We start from the raw sequence: 15,438 nt of genomic DNA on the forward strand, positions 1-15,438 counted from the left end.
CCTTCCCATTCCTCCTCCTTACCGGGAAAAGACATTTCGGGGTACAGCCTGGGTGGTCATTACACGCTCTAGGTTGCCAACCTTTACCCTGACCGTAGTTTCCAAGGCTTCCAGGATGCGCCAGTTCTGGTTGGAATTGGGGAAAGTGGTTTGCCAGCTTCCGCCGACCTTGGCCCGAATCTGGAAGCCGATCGCGTTGGCCACCAAGCCTTTACCCGTCTGCCCGTTCTCGGCCGTCTTCAGAATTCCGTTCTCAAGATAGTACCGGCGTTCCTCCAAAATATAGAGGCGGGAGAGGTTACTGTAGCTGTGTTGCCACCGTTCGCCGTTTCCCTTGTGGATTTTCACTCCCGAGGCATCTTCACCGTCGTAGTCGAACCACTCCCCCCGATCGTTCAGGGGATCGTAGATATAGGCCCGCACCACTTCCCGTTGGTTGCCAGTTTTGCATGCAGGCACCCCATCGCTATTACACCGGTAGCTTTGCCAGAGGTCTATACGGTCATCGTAACGATTGCCATTTTGGTCACGGAACGCGCAAGCTTCCAAATAGGCCGTTGTAGCGTTCCCAGGGGGGTTTTTATCCGCCACGGGGATATTGTCCTGGTTGCCGCTAATGCCATTCTGATCACATAAGACAAGGCTAACATCCAGGAGATTTCTTCGCAGGATCAGCTCGCTTCCGTTTCTGATTTCAACCGCAGGAAAATCCCCTGGCAAGCGCTCCCCTGCCTGGCGAATGTCGGCCACGAGGATGTCCAAGGCTGCCCTCAGGTTCTGGTTAGCAGCCGTGCGGTCTTGGTCCAAAACGTAAAGCCGACGGTTGCCGAGGGAGGTGCTGAGAAGCAAGCCCAGGAGGAGGACCGCGACGCCCAGAGCCACCAGGAGTTCCACTAGGGTGAAACCTCTCCTTTGCATCTCCTGCCTCCTATCTTAGCTGGGTGTATACCGTTTCTACTTGGTAGACGGGCGCCGTTTCACCGGAAAGGAAAACCCGTACTGCTAGGTGCCGGGCGCCTGGACCGCAGAAGCCTGCATTCAGGCAGTAGCACGTGCGCACGGTGTAGGTGCGTCCTCCGCGAGACTGGGTTTGGTCTTCACAACCGGAATTCGGGAGGGTTTGTGGGTTGACCAACCTAAGTTGCTCGAGCCGTTCTTGGGCCAGGGTTACCGCTTGGCTTCGTATCTCTGCCCGGGTGTTTACCTGTAAGTGGCTGATGAAGCCTGCCAGCACCGGACCAATAAGAGCCAGAATGGCCAGGGCTACCAGGACTTCCACCAGGGTGAGTCCCTTGTGTCGTTTCACTGCCGCAACACCCCCCCTCCCAGCAAAACTTTTAAGCTCTTGGTCCGCCCTTTGTTGTCGCGAAGGGTGATGACTGGCTCACCGGAACCGCTACCGCCTAGGATTACCAAAAGGCCCCGACTGGTGAAGCACAAGGAAGCCCCGCTTGGGCTAATGGAGGCCGTCACCTCTTCCGGCAGCTTCAAGTTAAGGGAAGGGTCTGCGCTAAAAGAAGTGCTCCTACATGTTCCCGCACGGGCAGCCGTCCACTCATTTCCACTCAGGGAGAGCTTATAAGCCGATGTGGTAGCCATGGCCTTGGCGCGGACTTGTTTCAGCAATCCCTCGGTGCGTGTTAGCCCGTCGGAGAGGGGATCGTAAAAGGGGCGCAAGTTGAGGGCGGCAATGGAGAGGGCAATACCCAAGACGGCTATGGTCACGAGGACCTCCACCAGGGTCAGACCTTTAACCCTGAGCATAAGGTTAGCCTAGCAAGGCTCTCGAGTCTTTGACATCCCCCAAATCGGGGGAGGGGGGTAAAATGCCCTGGCATGGTGGCGCTGCTTTTGACCCTTTTTTTGTCCTACCTCTTCGGTTCCATCCCGGCGGGTGTCCTGGTGGCCCGCACCTATGGGGTGGACATCCGCAAGGTGGGTTCGGGGAACATCGGGGCCACCAACGTCCTCCGCACCCTGGGTCCGGGGCCGGCCCTGGTGGTGGCCTTCTTTGACGTGTTCAAGGGGGGGATTGCCGTCCTCATCGCCCGTGCCCTGGGGATTGAGGGGGCGCTTTTAGGCGGGGTGGCCCTGGCCGCGGTCTTGGGGCACAACTACTCCGTCTTCCTGGGGTTTAGGGGGGGCAAGGGTGTGGCCACCAGCTTCGGCACCCTCCTTTTCCTGGACCCCCCCTTGGCCCTCTGGACCATGCCCATCGGCCTTTCCGTGATGCTCCTCACCCGCTACGTGTCCGCGGGGAGCATGACCGGGGGGGTGGCGGCCACGGTCTTGGCCCTGGCCCTGGGGCGGCCCCTTTGGGAGGTGGGGACGGTGCTCCTTCTGGCCCTCCTCATCTTCTGGACCCATCGGGATAACCTGAAGCGCCTCCAGGATGGCACCGAGAGGCGGCTTGGGGAAAAGGCGGAGGTGCGCAATGCTTGACCTTTTGGTGGTGGCCCCCCATCCGGACGACGGGGAGCTGGGGTGCGGGGGCACCCTGGCCCGGGCCAAGGCGGAAGGCCTCACCACGGGCATCCTGGACCTCACCCGGGGGGAGATGGGGTCCAAGGGCAGCGCGGAGGAGCGGGCCCGGGAGGTGGTGGAGGCGAGCCGCATCCTGGGCCTGGACTTCCGGGGCAACCTGGAGCTCCCCGATGGCGGGCTCATGGACGTGCCCGAGCAGCGCCTTAGGCTGGCGGAGGCCCTGAGGCGGCTTAGGCCCCGCATCGTGTTCGCCCCCCTCGAGGCCGACCGCCACCCGGACCACACCGCCGCAAGCCGCCTGGCGGTGGCGGCGGTGCATCTGGCGGGCCTGAGGAAGGCGCCCTTGGAGGGGGAGCCCCACCGGGTGGAGCGGCTTTTCTTCTACCCGGGGAACCACCCCTTCACCCCCAGCTTCCTGGTCAAGATCTCCGCCTTTATTGACCGCTGGGAACAGGCGGTCTTGGCCTACAAAAGCCAGTTCGCCGGGGAGGCGGTGAGCGAGACCGTGGGGCCTAAGGGGGTGGAGGCCCGCAAGGCCCTGCGCCGCCACTTCGGCAACTACCTGGGGGTGGACTACGCCGAGCCCTTCGTGAGCCCGCTTCCCGTGCTCTACACCCCCTGGAGCCGGGCCTAGAAGAGGGGTTCCTGGCTCACCGCCTTCGCTTGGCGGCGCTCCTTGGGGGGCAGGGCGTCCAGGGCCCGCTTCACCTCTTGGATGTCCAGCCAGGTGAGGTGCTTGGGGCTTCCGGGGGCACGGCTGGGGTTCCGGAGGAGGTAGGCGGGGTGGAACATGGGAAAGACCCGGATGCCGTGCCACTCGTGCCACTGCCCCCGCACCTTGGTGATGGGGACCTTCTCCCCCAGGAAGAACTCCGCCGCCACCGCCCCCAAGGGGACGATGATCTGGGGGGCGACGAGCTCAATCTGCTTGAGGAGCCATTTGTCCGTGCAAACCTTGGCCTCGTCGGGCAGGGGGGCGCGGTTTCCCGGGGGGCGGCACTTGACGATGTTGGCGATGTAGACCGTCTCCCGGGGGATGCCGGCCGCCTCCAGAATCCGGTTCAGGAGCTGCCCTGCCTTGCCCACGAAGGGGCGGCCCGTCTTGTCCTCCTCCTCTCCCGGGCCTTCCCCCACGATCATGAGCTGGGCGTCCGGGTTGCCCTCCCCGAAGACCACCTGGGTGCGGCCCTCAGCCAGCCGGCAGGCGGTACAGTTCCGGGCCTGCGCTTGCAGGAGCTCCAGGGTCATTGCAGGGGCTTCCGGGCCTTCCTGGCCTCCCGGCGGGTCTTGGGGTCCAGGCCGATCATGAGGAAGAAGTTTTCCAGGGCGTTTTCCTGGCCCTTGATCTCCGGGTGCTGATCCTCCGGGGTGCCGGTGACGAAGGGCAGGGACTTGTAGAGTTCCAGGGCGTACTGCACCACGGCCTCCGGACCCTCGGCCTCCGCCACCTCGGCCAGCTTGGCGTAGACCTCGCGCCGGGCCTCCGCGTGGCGGCGGAAGACCTCCGGGTTGGGCGTCTCCGGCGCCCGGAGGACGTCCTGCTTGGCGATGCGGCGGTAGTGCTTCAAGCCCCGAACGATCTCCTCCGTGGTCAGCGTGATCTTGAACTCCATCCCCGCTCCTTTCCGGCCTTAGGGCCCTACCTTTGGGAGATTATAAGCCGGTTCATGGGAGGGTGCGTATACTTGGGGGGATGGAGGTTTTGGGCCCCTATTGGTTGCGGCGCATTCTCGCCCGAATTGAAACCATTACCGTCTACGAGGGCCAGGACACCCGCACCGGCATGCCGGTGATGGTGCTCAAGGGGGCCCGGGGGTCGCCCGTGGTCCGGGAGGGGGTGCTTCCCCTGCTGGAGGCCACCCCTGAGGCCTGGGTCCTGGAATGGCCCCTGGGGGCCGTGCCCCTTGCCCAGTACCTGGGGGTGGCGGATCTGGAGCGGCTTCAGCACTGGGTTCTGGAGATGGCCCGCCTCCTCCAGGCCCTCGAGGCCCAGGGGGTGCGCCATGCCCCCCTTCCCGAGCTCTGCCTGGTGAAGGGCAAGCGGGTCTGGCTGGCGGGGGTGGGGGTGGAGGCCCTGGCGGGGGAGCCCGCCAAGGCCCTGGCCGCCCTAGCCCGGGCCCTGGCGGGGGAGCGCTGGGGGGAGTTTTCCCTGAGGGAAGCGCTGGAGGCGGCAGCAAGGGGGGAGAAGCCCCTGCAGGACCTTTGGGAGACCCCGGCACCCCCCGCGGCAGAGGCTTCCCCGGAACTCCTTGGCGAGGCCCCCGCGGAACCCCTCCCGGAAGCCCCCCCCAATGGCGCCCGGAAGCAGCTCCCCGTGGAGCCAGTGCCCGAGCCCCAGAGGGAGCCCGCCCCCCAGAGGGAGGGGGTCCCAAGCCGCCCCCGGGTCATCCGTATAGAGGAGCGGGAGGAGCCCTCCTTCCCGGTGGTGGAGCCCCCCCGGCCCTCCCTGGGCCGCCGGGGAGTGTGGCTGGGGGTCCTTTTGGCCCTCCTCCTGTTGGCGGCCTTCCTTTTCTGGCCCCGCCCGGCTCCCAAGGGGGGTTACCTGATGGAGTTCCGCACCGACCCACCCACGGAGCGGGCGGAGGTCATCCTCCTCGAGGTCCCAGAAGGCTCCAGGATGGTGCCCGGGCAGACCCTCCTCACCGCTCCCGGCCGGGCGGAGTTTGACCGGGAGGGGGTGTACCGCCTGCGCATCCGGGTGGCGGGCCGCGACCCCGTGGACTACCTCCTGGAGGTGCCGGGGCCCCCCTTGACCATCAAGGTACGCTAGGGCCATGACGGAACGAGCCGCCACCTACCTCTACCGCTACTTCTTCGCCGGGGAGCCGGCGGGGGAGGGGCGGCTGGAGGTGCGCCCCCAGGAGGAGGGGGTGAAGGCCACGCTCCTGGCCGAGGTGAACCTGCCCCTGCCCCGGACCCGGCAGCGCTGGCAGACGGAGACGGACGCGGAGGGGTATTCCCGCTACTTCGCCGAGCGGGTGGAGGCCCGGGAGGCCCGGGTCTTCACCGTGGAGCGCCTGGAGGACGAGGGGGTGGTCCTGGTGACCCAGGGGAAGGAGAGCCTGGCCTTGCCCTACCTTACCCCCTACCACGACCCCCTTTCCCTGCTCCTCTGCCTGCCCCAGCTGGAGCTTGCCCCCGGGGAGGTGATGCGCTTCGCCATGCCCGGGGGCCGGGCCTACGTGGAGCGCCTTTCCGACCTGGAGGTGGCGGGCAGGGTGCGCCGGCACTACCGCCTCCGCCCAGGCCTCACCCTGGTCCAGCTGGAGGAGGGGCTTCCCGTGCGCCTGGCCCAGCAGGTGGGGGACCACGTGTTTGAGGCGGTGCTGGAGGGCGTGGAGGAGCCCCGGAGGCGGCGCCGCTGGGTATAGTGGAGGCATGATCTACCGCGCGGAGGAGGTGAGGGAGCGCTTCGCCCGCCGGGGGCTTTCCTTTGACCCCAAGGTGGAGGAGATTGTCCGGGGCATCCTCCAGGCGGTGCGGGAGGAGGGGGACGAGGCCCTGGACCGCCTGAGCCTGGACCTGGACGGCCACCCCGTGGAGGAGATTCCCAAGCGGGCCTGGCGGGAGGCCTACGAGGACCTGGACGAGGGCCTGCGGGATGCCCTGGAGACCGCCAAGGAGCGCATTGAGGCCTTCTACCGGGAGGAAGCCCGGGGCGGGTTTCTGCGGGCGGAGAGGGGGGGGGTCCTGGGCCAGCTGGTGCGCCCCTTGGAGCGGGTGGGGGTCTATGTGCCCGGGGGAAGCGCCCCCCTCCTTTCCAGCCTCCTCATGAGCGTGGTGCCTGCCAAGGTGGCCGGGGTGGGGGAGGTGGTGGTGGCCAGCCCCCCCCGGGTCCACCCCGGGGTCCTGGCCGCCGCCTGGGTGGCGGGAGCTGACCGCCTCTTCGCCATGGGCGGGGCCCAGGCCATCGCCGCCTTGGCCTACGGCACCCGCCGGGTTCCCCGGGTGGACAAGATCGTGGGGCCGGGGAACGCCTACGTGGTGGCCGCCAAGCGCCAGGTCTTCGGTGCCGTGGGCATAGACGGCCTGGCCGGCCCCACGGAGACCCTGATCGTGGCCGACGGCTCCGCCTCCCCCAGGCTCTTGGCCGCTGACCTCCTGGCCCAGGCGGAGCACGGCCCGGACTCCGAGCCCTGGCTCCTCTCCCCGGACCGGGCCCTTTTGGAGAAGGTGGAGGCGGAGCTCTTCCGCCAGCTCCAGGACCTCCCCCGGGGGGAGATTGCCCGGAAGGCCCTGGAGCGGGGTGGGCTGGTGCAGACCCAGGACCTGGAGGAGGCCTTCGCCCTGGCCAACCTCTACGCCCCCGAGCACCTCTGCCTGGCCCTGGCCGACCCCCTTCCCTGGCTGGGCCGGGTGCAGAACGCCGGTGGGGTCTTCCTGGGGGAGGGTAGCCCCGAGGCCCTGGGGGACTACATCGCCGGGCCCAGCCACGTGATGCCCACCTCGGGCACGGCCCGCTTCCAGGGGGGGCTTGCCCTCCGGGACTTCCTCAAGGTCATTCCCGTCATGGGCCTGGCGGAAGGGGCGGTGAGGGAGCTTTCCCGCAAGGGGGCCCTCCTGGCCCGGGCGGAGGGCCTCGAGGCCCACGCCCGCGCCCTGGACCTGCGGTCATGAGGCTCTTCCACGAGCTTCTGGGGCCCCTGGAGCTCCCCGACCGCTTTTTGCGCATCGTCAGCCTGGCTCCCAACCTCACCGACGCCCTCTTCGCCCTGGGGCTGGGGGAGCGGCTGGTGGGCCGGAGCGCCTTCTGCCACCGCCCGGCCCAGGTGCTCTCCCTGCCGGTGGTGGCCTCCTACACCAAGACCCGTACGGAACTCCTCAGGAGCCTGGAGCCGGATTTGGTCCTCCTCTCCACCGGGGTACAGCGGGAGCAGGCGTTAAGGCTTAAGGAGGCGGGCTTCCCCGTCTTCGCCGTGCCCCTGCCCACCAGTCCCTACGGCATCCTGGAGAACCTCTCCACCCTGGGCCACCTCCTGGACCTGGAGGAGCGGGCCTCAGAGCTGGCCCATCAGCTTGCCGGGCGCTACGCCGCCCTCAAGGGACGCTTTGCCCTTAGGGTCTACTTTGAGATGGACCTGGGGGGGCCCATCACCGTGGGGCGGGGAAGCTACATCGCCCAGGCCCTCTTGCACCTGGGCCTGAGGCCCATCTTCCTGGACGTGCCCCAGGCCTACTTCGTCCCCGACCTCTCCGAGGTGGCCCGCCGCAAGCCGGACCTCTTCCTCTACGAGCCCAAGCCCTGGGGCAAAAACCCCCTGGAGAAGGCCCAGGCCCTGGCCCGGGAGCGGGGCTGGGACCTCCCCGTGGTGGCCACGGATGGGGACGAGTTGGCCCACTACGGGCCCATGTTCTTCGGCTTCCTGGAAAAGCTGGCCGAGCGGGTGGCCCAAACCTTAGCCCAGGCTTAAGGTGGCCCCTCTGGGGGAGGGGTATAGTGGACCCCATGAAGCGCTTGGGGTTTCCGGGGGTTCTTTTGGCTTTGACCCTTCTTCTCACCGCCTGTCCGTTCCAGCCCCCCCCGCCCGTGAGCCCCACCGAGTGCCCCGTGGGCCCCATGGAGGTCCAGGAGGCCGAGCCCCTCCGCCTCCAAGGACTGGGTCAGTTTGCGGGGGAGTATGTGCCCGGGGAGCTTCTCGTCCTCCCCAAGCCCGGGCTTTCCCTGTCGGTTTTTAGGGCGGAAGGGGCCGAACCCCAGGAGGCTCTTTCCCGGGGCTTCCTGCGGGTCAGGGTGCCTAGGGGCCAGGAAAAGGCCAGGGCCCAAGCTCTTTTGCGGGCGGGGGCTCAGTACGTGCAGCCCAACTACCTTTACCGCCCCCTGGCCGTCCCCAACGATCCCCTGTATCTGCCCAACCAGAAGGCTTACCTGAACGGGCTTGTGGGCCTCGAGGCCGCCTGGAACAGCAGCACCGGCCGGGGCTGCCCTCCCCTCATTGCCGTGCTGGACACGGGAATTTTGCCCCACGAGGACTTCCAGACCAGCAAGTACCTTCCCCGAAGAGTAAAGCTGGATGTGGCCAACCAGGACGAGGACCCCACGGACCGCCTGACCGACTCTTCCCGGGGACACGGCCTGATGGTGGCGGGGGTGTTGGCTGCCGATACCAACAACCGTCAGGGGATTGCGGGCATTACCTGGGGAGGCTACGCGATACCTATAAAAGTGGGCTTGGATAATGGAGTCTTCTCTACGGCCTACATCGCCCAGGGGATACGGTTAGCGAGGAGCCTGGGGGTGCGGGTGGTGAACATCTCCCTTGGGGGCGTGGGCATATACGATGCTTACTTGGATGCAGAGCTGGCCCAGGCTCGCGCCAACGGACTGGTGATCCTTGCGGCGGCAGGAAATTATTCGGCCCCCTACACTGGCTACACAAGCGGTGGACCGGTCATGTTTCCCGCATCCTCTACCAGTGTTGTTGCGGTCGGGGCTGTAAATTCCTCGCGGGAACGGGCTGACTTTTCAGCCCATGGCCCCGAGCTGGACCTGGTGGCTCCGGGGGTAAATCTTGCCGTGCTCAGTCCGACAAATCCCCAGGAGTACGCCTCGGCGACTGGTACTTCCTTCGCCAGCCCCGTGGTGGCCGGGGTGGCGGCCCTTTACATGAGCAGGTACGCCAGCGAGCGCAAGGCCTGGCCCACTCCGGACCAGGTCTACCTCTGCCTCACCGCCACCGCCGAGGACCTGGGGAATAGCGGGCCGGACGAGGAGTACGGTTTCGGCCTGGTGCGGGCCGACCGCATCTTCTCCTCCGCCTACGCCTCCGTCTGCTTCCCCTAATCCGCCTCACCCGGCTGGGGATAGACTGGTGGTTTGTGCGGAGGTTCATCCTCCTTCTCCTCCTGGCCTCTTTGGTGGCCCTGGGCCTTTGGGCCTACCCCCTCGTGGGTCCTGTGGTCCGGCACGGGGCCTTGCCCGCCCCGGAGGGCCTGAAGGCCCCCCTCACCCTCCTGGTCTACGGCTCCAGCCCCGAGTACGTGGGGTACCACAGGCGGGCCCCCGAGCGCTTCCGCGGCCTGGCGGACACCATCCTGCTGGTGCGGCTGGACCCCCTGGCCCAGCGGGTGGTGGTGCTCTCCATCCCCCGGGACGTGTGGGTGGAGCTGCCCGGCCACGGCTGGCACAAGGTGAACGCCGCAAGCCCCCTGGGAGGGCCAGAGCTCATGAAGGAAGCGGTGGCCCGCCTCACCGGCATCCGGGCCGAGCGCTACCTGGTGGTGAGCACCGAGGCCCTGAGGAGGGGGGTGGACGCCCTGGGAGGGGTGCGGGTCTGCGTGGAGAAGCCCATGCGCTACCGGGACATGGCCGCCGGCCTGGACATCAACCTGGAGCCGGGGTGCCAGGTCCTCAATGGGGAGCAGGCCGAGGGGTACTTGCGCTTCCGCAAGGACGCCCTGGGGGACATCGGGCGGATTCAGCGCCAGCAGGCCTTTTTCCACGCCCTCAAAGAGCAGCTTCTCTCCCCGGCGGGCCTTCTGCGCCTGCCCCGGGTGGTGGCGGCGGTGGAGCCCTATGTGCGGACCGACCTCACCCGGGGGGAGAAAGGGGCCATCCTGGGCTTCGCCATGAAGCGGCCCGGGCTGGTGAGCCTCCTCCTTCCGGGCCGTTTTGCGGGTGGGTGGGCGGTGGACCAGGAGGCCCTCAGGGAGCTCGTGGCCTTCTACTTCACGGGCGAGGGGGGGACGGGGGAGGCGGAGCTTGACGGCCGGCTGGTGGCCCTGGTCTATGGTCCCGGCCAGGAGGCCCTGGCGGAACGGGCCCGGGAGCGGTTGCGCGCCCTGGGGCTCAGGGTACTGGCTCACCCCGTGGACCTGGCGCCCAGCCGCACCGAGGTGCTGGAAAACGGTCCCGGGCGGCTGGCGGAGGCCCTGGCCCAGGAACTTGGGGTTCCCTTCCGTGTATCGGGAGAGGCGATCTTGGGGGCCGACCTCACCCTGCGCCTTGGCGGGGACCTGCCCTTTTAGGTAGCATGGGGGACGTGCGCCGGGGTGGCGGAACGGTAGACGCTGCGGACTTAAAATCCGCTGGGGGGTAGCCCCCGTACGGGTTCGAGTCCCGTCCCCGGCACCAAAGGGCCCCGGAAGCCCCGGGGCTTTTTTCCTTGCTATGCTGGAGGCCGTGGGCGTTATCAGCCGCTATTTGCAAAGCGCCATGGCCCAGGCCCGCTACGACCTCGTGGGCCCCGGCCGCTTTCTGGCCGAGATTCCCGAACTGGGCCTCCGGGTGGAGGCCTCTCACCTGGAGGCGGCACGGGAAGCGCTTCAGGAAGCCCTCGAGGCCTGGCTCCTGGAGGCCTTGCGTACCGGCCTCACCCCTCCCGGGCTGGAGGGGGGTGAGGACCCCGTGCGGGCCCGCTTCTTCGCCCTGGCGGGGGAGATGTGGCGGCTCCTGAGAGAGCCTCCCAGGCCAGTTCCGGAGGCGCCGGAGCCCCAGAAGCCGGAGGCACCAGAACCCCCGAAGGAGAAAGGAGAAGGGGGCAAGCCCCGGAAGCCAGCCTCCCTGGAGGAGTGGCTTAAGGGCCTGGGCATCCAGGTGGTGAAAAAGCCCCAGGCGGAGGAGGAGGAAAAGGAAAAGGTTCTCACCCGCCTGGCCCTCTTCCTGGGGGACCGCTACCCGAGCCTGGAAAAACTCTATGAGCGCCTGAAGCAGAGCCTCTCCACCAAGCGCCAGTTTGAGCTTTCCCTCTCTGAGGCCAGCCAGGAGGAGATCGCCAACTCCACCCAGTTCTGCACCATGCTGAAGCAGTACGCCCTCCTCACCAGCTACCACTACAAAAGCGAGGAGCGGCGTATCCGGGCCAAGGCCAGCACCGAGGGCTGGGTGCAAAACTTCCTCACCGGGGGCTGGCTGGAGCGGTACGTGGCCGAGAAGTTGCGCAAGTTCCTGCGCTCCAAGAACCTGCCCCACGAGGTGGGGGTGGGCTACCAGGTCACCCTGCCCAACGGGGATGCCATGGAGCTGGACGTGCTTCTGCGGGTGGGGGAGAGGGTCTTCTGGTTTGAGGCCAAGACCGGGGACTTCCAGGCCCACATCGCCAAGTACGCGGGGCTCAAGAAGGTCCTGGGCCTTTCCGCCAAGGAGAGCTTTCTCGTCCTCCTGGGCATGGACAAGGCCCGGGCCAAGGAGCTTTCCGCCCTGCACGGCCTCACCGTGGTGAACCAGGCTAGCTTCCTCGAGGTCTTCCAGGAGGTCCTGGAGGGGAATGCTTCGTAAGGTGCTCCTGGTCATGGGGGGGACCCTGGCCTCGAGGGTCCTGGGCCTCTTGCGCCAGGCGGTCTTCAACGCCCTTTACCCGGACGCCCTCAAGGACGCCTTCAACGTGGCCTACCGGGTGCCTAACCTCCTCCGGGAGCTCTTGGCCGAGGGGGCGGTGCAAAACGCCCTCATCCCCCTTCTGAAAAGCCTCCCCGAGCCCGAGGCCAGGGCCTTCGCCCGCCGCTTCGCCGCCTTCCTCCTGGGGGTGAACCTCCTGGTCCTGGGGCTCGGCTACCTCCTCGCCCCCCAGGTGGCAGGCCTCCTGGTGGCCCAGGGAAGCCACCTGCGGGAGGAGGAGGCCTTCTTGCAGGTGGTGGGCCTCACCCGGCTCCTGCTTCCTTTCCTCCTGGGCATCTCCATGGCCGCCCTCTTCTCCGCCCTCCTGCAGGCGGAGGAGCGCTTTCTGCCCTACGCCCTGGGGCCCATCGCCTTCAACCTGGCGGCCATCGGCCTCATGGCCCTTTTTCCCGGGGACCCCACCTTTTTGGGCCTTTCCGTGAGCCTTGGGGGCCTGCTTCAGGCCCTGGTCCAGCTCCCCTTCCTCCGGGGCTTCCGCCTGGAATGGCGCCTCCACCCCGCCTTTGGCCCGGCCCTCCTCCGCATGGGGCCCTTCGCCTTCACCACCTCCTTGCGCCAGTTCCTGAACCTGGTCCTCACCAACGTGCTTACCCGCTACCCCCCGGCGGCGGTCACGGGCTTTTACAACGCCGAGGTGGTCTTCCAGATGGTCCTGGGCCTCTTCGCCACCAGCCCGGCCATTGCCCTCTTTCCCCGGATGAGCGCCCTCAAGGGGGCGGAGCTGGCCCGCTTCCTGGAAGGCCCCCTGAGGCGCCTCTCCCTGCTCCAGGCCCTTTTGGGGGGGCTTCTTCTGGGCCTGAGCCCTTTCGTAGTGGTCCTCCTCTTCGGTCTCTTTGGCCCCCTCACCCCGGAGAACCGGGCCTACAGCGCCCAGGTGCTGGCCGCCATGGGCTTTGCCGTGCTGCCCTGGGGGGTGAACACCCTCCTCCTCCGGGGACTCTACGCCCTGGGGCGGGTGCGGGAGGCGGTGGGGGCGAGCGCCCTTGTTTTCCTCCTCAACACCCTGGGCTACTGGCTCCTGAAGGGGGCGGGGCTCTTCCTCCTCAACCTGGCCACCGCCCTGGCGGGCTGGCTGGGCTTCTTCCTCTACCTGCGCCTCCTCCAGCGGGAGGGGGTGGGGGCGGCCTACCTGCCGGGCCTCCTCCTTAGGGCCTACCTGGCGGGGCTCCTGGCGGCCCTGCCGGGGCTTCTTCTGCAGCAGCTTTTCCCGGTGCGGGGGGCCCTCGAGGCCCTTCCCCCCCTCCTCCTGGGCGGGGGGCTGGGCCTTTTGGCCTTCGCCCTGGGCGCCCTGGCCTTGGGCCTGCCCCTTAAGGCTCTCCTCGCCAGAGGGCCTGCAGGCGGTAGTAAAGGGGCTTGAGCCGCAGGGCGAAGCCGGGCTCCTCCCAGGGGTCCCAGGTGAAGCGGACGGGTTGGCTTCCCGGCCGAAGAAGGCCAAGCCCCGGAACGGGAACCGGCCCCGGGGCGTACCAGGCCAGGCGCTGGCTGGGGTCGGGGAAGAGGAGCATTCCCCAAGGAAGCCGGAGTTCCAGGACCTCTTCTCCTAGGGCGTAGTCCGCCGTGGGGTCGCGGGCCCCCTCCGGGTCGACTCCCCGCCTCAGCACCCCCAGCTCGTAGACCACCCGGGGGTAGTCGGTGCCGTCCCGGCCCGTGCGGCGGCGGTTGGGCTCCAGGAGGAAGGGCACGAAGGGGCCCTGCCCGGGCCGGGTGGGCCCCCGGAAGGTGAGGTACTCCGTTCCCACCAGGCCATAGTCCAGTTCCCGGAAGGGGTAGTAGCCCGCCTCCACCAGAAGCCTCCCCCCATCCTGACCCACCTCCAGGAGGAACTCCGCCCCGAAACCCTGGCCCTGGGGTACCCCCCCGGGCACCGTGTCCAGGTAAAGCCGGAGGGGCAGGGGGCCCCGGTAGAGGAGCCAGAGGTACTCGGGGTCGGCATGGGCCTTGAGGAAGCTCCCATCCTCCCGGAGGAGGAAGGGTACCCCTGCCCACTCCTCCGGGTTGCCGTCCAGGCGGAAGGCCCCCTGGGCGGTGGCCGCCAGGAGGCCATAGTTTTCCTCCGGGTCCAGGAGGTTGTGCCAGAAGGGGTCCCGCTCGGGGGCCTCCCAGTCCATGAAGAGCCAGTTGCGCTTGAACCACTCGTCCAAAAAGGCGAAGACCATCCCCCCGGCAAGCCCCACCTGGGTTATGTCCTGCCACAGGGCCAGGACGCCCTCCGCCTGGGCCTCCTCGGAGTGCCCGCCGTGGTGCAGGCCCTCGGGGTGGAAGTGGGCGACCCCCCGGCTGGAGGGCAGGCCGAACTCGGCGATGAGGAGGGGCATGGGGTGGTGGTGGGCCTTGAGGCGCGCCAGGTAGGCCCTATAACGCCTGGGGGCCAGTCCGGGCTCGTTCACCAGGAAGTCGGGGTAGTAGGGGTAGACGTGGTAGGCGGCGAAGAGGCTTACTGGGCTTCCGGGGAGGGGCCTTAGGTGGGTGGGGTCCAGGGTCACTGTGTCCTCTTCGTGGAGGAGTCCTTCCCTGGGGGGCTCCACCCGTTCTCCCCGGGCCCGCCGGAGCCGGTACTCCTCCGCGAAGCTGGCCTCGCTTTCCCAGCGCAGGGGGTCCAGGGTGGGCCAGTTCACAAACCCCAGGGGCCGCATCGTTCCGTAGGCCTCCAGCTCGTAGGCGGCCAGGCGGTCCAGGACCTCCGCCAGATAGGCGGCGAAGGGGCTTGCCCCGGGGACGGCCTCCAGGAAGCGGCCCCGGTAGCCCCTCCCGGGGTGCCGCCGGTTGTAGGCCTCCACGGAGTAGGGTTCAAACTCCCGCCCCACCAGGAGGCCCAGGGTCCAGGGGGAGACGTCGGCGGTATAGTCCCCGTGGGCGTGCCCCGGGCGCGGGGGGCGGCGCAGGTTGCCGTGGAGGGCGTCCAGCACCTCGCGGCCTTCCAGGAGGAACTTCTCCAGGAAAGCCCCCTCCCAGTCGGGGTAGCCCTCCTCCTCGGGCAGCTCGGTCCAGACTCCCTGGAAGAGGTAGAGGGGCCTTGTGTGGCTCAGGTTGTGGCCGCGCAGGGCCTGGTAGAAGGCGGGGGGAAGGAGGGTGTAGACCCGTACCGCGTTGGCCCCCATCCCAAAGAGGAGTTCCAGCCAGGCCCGGTAGAGCCAGACCTCCTGGGGGAACTGGGCGGGGAAGCGGCCGGGGAGGGCCACTCCCAGGTTGACCCCCTGCACCTGGAGGGGCTTCCCCTCCACGAAGAACCGCCCCTCCCGGGCGGTGAAGGGGGGCGGGGCCTTGCGGGCCTTGGGGAGGGGGGGTGGGGTGGGGGGGAGGGTTTTGAGGACTTCCTCCGCCTCCCGGTAGCCCCGCCTCAGGGCTTCCTCCAGGGCGCTCCGGGCGCTTTCCACGTCCCCCAGGGCCCGGAGGGCCAGGCCGAAGCCGTAGAGGGCCTCGGCGCCCCCCCTTAGGGTGCCCACCAGGCGGGCGAAGGGGTAAAGGGCCTCCTCAGGCCTGCCCAGGCGGTAGAGGGCAAACCCCTGGAGGGTCAGGGCCTCCTCCGGGGGGTTGGGGCTTTGCAGGAGCGGGGCTAGGGCCTCGAGGGCCGCCCCCATCCGCCCTGCCCTGTAGTGGCCCCGGGCCTCCTCCAGGGGCCC

General features: G+C 68.1%; 16 protein-coding genes and 1 tRNA gene. 11 read left to right on the forward strand and 6 right to left on the reverse strand.

Going from position 1 to position 15,438, the window contains the following annotated elements:
- Nucleotides 1-18 precede the first annotated feature (18 nt).
- Genes B128_RS12740 through B128_RS13470 form a run of 3 tightly spaced genes read right to left on the reverse strand, consistent with a single transcriptional unit; the run spans nt 19 to nt 1,764 of the window.
- Entirely contained in the window at nt 19-918 is a 900-nt protein-coding gene (locus B128_RS12740) for a PilW family protein (protein ID WP_026175189.1), read from the reverse strand.
- 10 nt (nt 919-928) lie between these two features.
- Entirely contained in the window at nt 929-1,306 is a 378-nt protein-coding gene (locus tag B128_RS12745; RefSeq protein ID WP_083922117.1) for a type IV pilus modification PilV family protein, read from the reverse strand.
- Entirely contained in the window at nt 1,303-1,764 is a 462-nt protein-coding gene (locus B128_RS13470) for a pilus assembly FimT family protein (RefSeq protein ID WP_083922119.1), read from the reverse strand. Before B128_RS13470 ends, B128_RS12745 begins: the two co-directional genes overlap by 4 nt.
- 72 nt (nt 1,765-1,836) lie before the next feature.
- On the opposite strand from B128_RS13470, the gene plsY reads away from it, so the two are divergent.
- Nucleotides 1,837-2,442 carry a glycerol-3-phosphate 1-O-acyltransferase PlsY gene (gene plsY / locus B128_RS0110320; protein ID WP_018112197.1) on the forward strand — a complete coding sequence of 202 codons (606 nt, stop codon included), beginning with the start codon at nt 1,837-1,839 and terminating at the stop codon, nt 2,440-2,442.
- Complete coding sequence (bshB1, locus tag B128_RS0110325) at nt 2,435-3,118, forward strand: bacillithiol biosynthesis deacetylase BshB1 (RefSeq protein WP_018112198.1); 684 nt, start codon at nt 2,435-2,437, stop codon at nt 3,116-3,118. Before plsY ends, bshB1 begins: the two co-directional genes overlap by 8 nt.
- On the opposite strand, the gene B128_RS0110330 is transcribed toward bshB1, so the two are convergent.
- Complete coding sequence (locus tag B128_RS0110330; protein WP_018112199.1) at nt 3,115-3,732, reverse strand: uracil-DNA glycosylase; 618 nt, start codon at nt 3,730-3,732, stop codon at nt 3,115-3,117. The two genes, bshB1 and B128_RS0110330, sit on opposite strands and share 4 nt — an antisense overlap.
- Nucleotides 3,729-4,097 (reverse strand): hypothetical protein, encoded by a 369-nt coding sequence (locus B128_RS0110335; protein ID WP_014515903.1) that lies wholly within the window; start codon nt 4,095-4,097, stop codon nt 3,729-3,731. The genes B128_RS0110330 and B128_RS0110335 overlap by 4 nt, the downstream gene beginning before the upstream one ends.
- An 80-nt stretch (nt 4,098-4,177) precedes the next feature.
- Here B128_RS0110335 and B128_RS0110340 point away from each other — a divergent pair, with 80 nt between their 5' ends.
- From B128_RS0110340 to murJ, 9 genes are all read left to right on the forward strand, one after another.
- Nucleotides 4,178-5,254, forward strand: coding sequence for a hypothetical protein (locus B128_RS0110340; protein WP_018112200.1), 1,077 nt, complete (start codon nt 4,178-4,180; stop codon nt 5,252-5,254).
- 4 nt (nt 5,255-5,258) lie between these two features.
- Nucleotides 5,259-5,855: a hypothetical protein gene (locus tag B128_RS0110345; RefSeq protein WP_018112201.1), complete on the forward strand. Its 597-nt coding sequence runs from the start codon at nt 5,259-5,261 to the stop codon at nt 5,853-5,855.
- Nucleotides 5,856-5,862: 7 nt separating this feature from the next.
- Nucleotides 5,863-7,101 (forward strand): histidinol dehydrogenase, encoded by a 1,239-nt coding sequence (gene hisD / locus B128_RS0110350; RefSeq protein WP_018112202.1) that lies wholly within the window; start codon nt 5,863-5,865, stop codon nt 7,099-7,101.
- Nucleotides 7,098-7,895, forward strand: a complete 798-nt coding sequence (locus tag B128_RS0110355) for an ABC transporter substrate-binding protein (RefSeq protein WP_018112203.1) — start codon at nt 7,098-7,100, stop codon at nt 7,893-7,895. Before hisD ends, B128_RS0110355 begins: the two co-directional genes overlap by 4 nt.
- A gap of 35 nt (nt 7,896-7,930) precedes the next feature.
- A complete protein-coding gene (locus B128_RS0110360; protein ID WP_018112204.1) occupies nt 7,931-9,265 on the forward strand; it encodes a S8 family peptidase in 1,335 nt (444 codons plus the stop codon).
- 35 nt (nt 9,266-9,300) lie between these two features.
- Nucleotides 9,301-10,449: an LCP family protein gene (locus tag B128_RS0110365; RefSeq protein WP_018112205.1), complete on the forward strand. Its 1,149-nt coding sequence runs from the start codon at nt 9,301-9,303 to the stop codon at nt 10,447-10,449.
- An 18-nt stretch (nt 10,450-10,467) separates the two neighbouring features.
- Nucleotides 10,468-10,555, forward strand: a tRNA-Leu gene (locus tag B128_RS0110370).
- 36 nt (nt 10,556-10,591) lie between these two features.
- Nucleotides 10,592-11,698 (forward strand): PDDEXK family nuclease, encoded by a 1,107-nt coding sequence (locus B128_RS0110375; RefSeq protein ID WP_040683618.1) that lies wholly within the window; start codon nt 10,592-10,594, stop codon nt 11,696-11,698.
- Nucleotides 11,688-13,175: a murein biosynthesis integral membrane protein MurJ gene (gene murJ, locus B128_RS0110380; protein ID WP_018112206.1), complete on the forward strand. Its 1,488-nt coding sequence runs from the start codon at nt 11,688-11,690 to the stop codon at nt 13,173-13,175. The genes B128_RS0110375 and murJ overlap by 11 nt, the downstream gene beginning before the upstream one ends.
- Here the strand turns inward: murJ and B128_RS12965 are convergent.
- The coding region (locus tag B128_RS12965; RefSeq protein ID WP_018112207.1) for a tetratricopeptide repeat protein at nt 13,126-15,438 on the reverse strand (2,313 nt) is incomplete at its 5' end. The two genes, murJ and B128_RS12965, sit on opposite strands and share 50 nt — an antisense overlap.

Source organism: Thermus igniterrae ATCC 700962, from assembly GCF_000376265.1.
Lineage (GTDB): Bacteria > Deinococcota > Deinococci > Deinococcales > Thermaceae > Thermus > Thermus igniterrae.

Bases quoted from the DNA above. Each gene is read 5' to 3' on its own strand.
- B128_RS12740 (WP_026175189.1), bottom strand. From the start codon at position 918: ATGCAAAGGAGAGGTTTCACCCTAGTGGAACTCCTGGTGGCTCTGGGC.
- B128_RS13470 (WP_083922119.1), bottom strand. From the start codon at position 1,764: ATGCTCAGGGTTAAAGGTCTGACCCTGGTGGAGGTCCTCGTGACCATA.
- plsY (WP_018112197.1), top strand. From the start codon at position 1,837: ATGGTGGCGCTGCTTTTGACCCTTTTTTTGTCCTACCTCTTCGGTTCC.
- bshB1 (WP_018112198.1), top strand. From the start codon at position 2,435: ATGCTTGACCTTTTGGTGGTGGCCCCCCATCCGGACGACGGGGAGCTG.
- B128_RS0110330 (WP_018112199.1), bottom strand. From the start codon at position 3,732: ATGACCCTGGAGCTCCTGCAAGCGCAGGCCCGGAACTGTACCGCCTGC.
- B128_RS0110335 (WP_014515903.1), bottom strand. From the start codon at position 4,097: ATGGAGTTCAAGATCACGCTGACCACGGAGGAGATCGTTCGGGGCTTG.
- B128_RS0110340 (WP_018112200.1), top strand. From the start codon at position 4,178: ATGGAGGTTTTGGGCCCCTATTGGTTGCGGCGCATTCTCGCCCGAATT.
- B128_RS0110345 (WP_018112201.1), top strand. From the start codon at position 5,259: ATGACGGAACGAGCCGCCACCTACCTCTACCGCTACTTCTTCGCCGGG.
- hisD (WP_018112202.1), top strand. From the start codon at position 5,863: ATGATCTACCGCGCGGAGGAGGTGAGGGAGCGCTTCGCCCGCCGGGGG.
- B128_RS0110355 (WP_018112203.1), top strand. From the start codon at position 7,098: ATGAGGCTCTTCCACGAGCTTCTGGGGCCCCTGGAGCTCCCCGACCGC.
- B128_RS0110360 (WP_018112204.1), top strand. From the start codon at position 7,931: ATGAAGCGCTTGGGGTTTCCGGGGGTTCTTTTGGCTTTGACCCTTCTT.
- B128_RS0110375 (WP_040683618.1), top strand. From the start codon at position 10,592: ATGCTGGAGGCCGTGGGCGTTATCAGCCGCTATTTGCAAAGCGCCATG.
- murJ (WP_018112206.1), top strand. From the start codon at position 11,688: ATGCTTCGTAAGGTGCTCCTGGTCATGGGGGGGACCCTGGCCTCGAGG.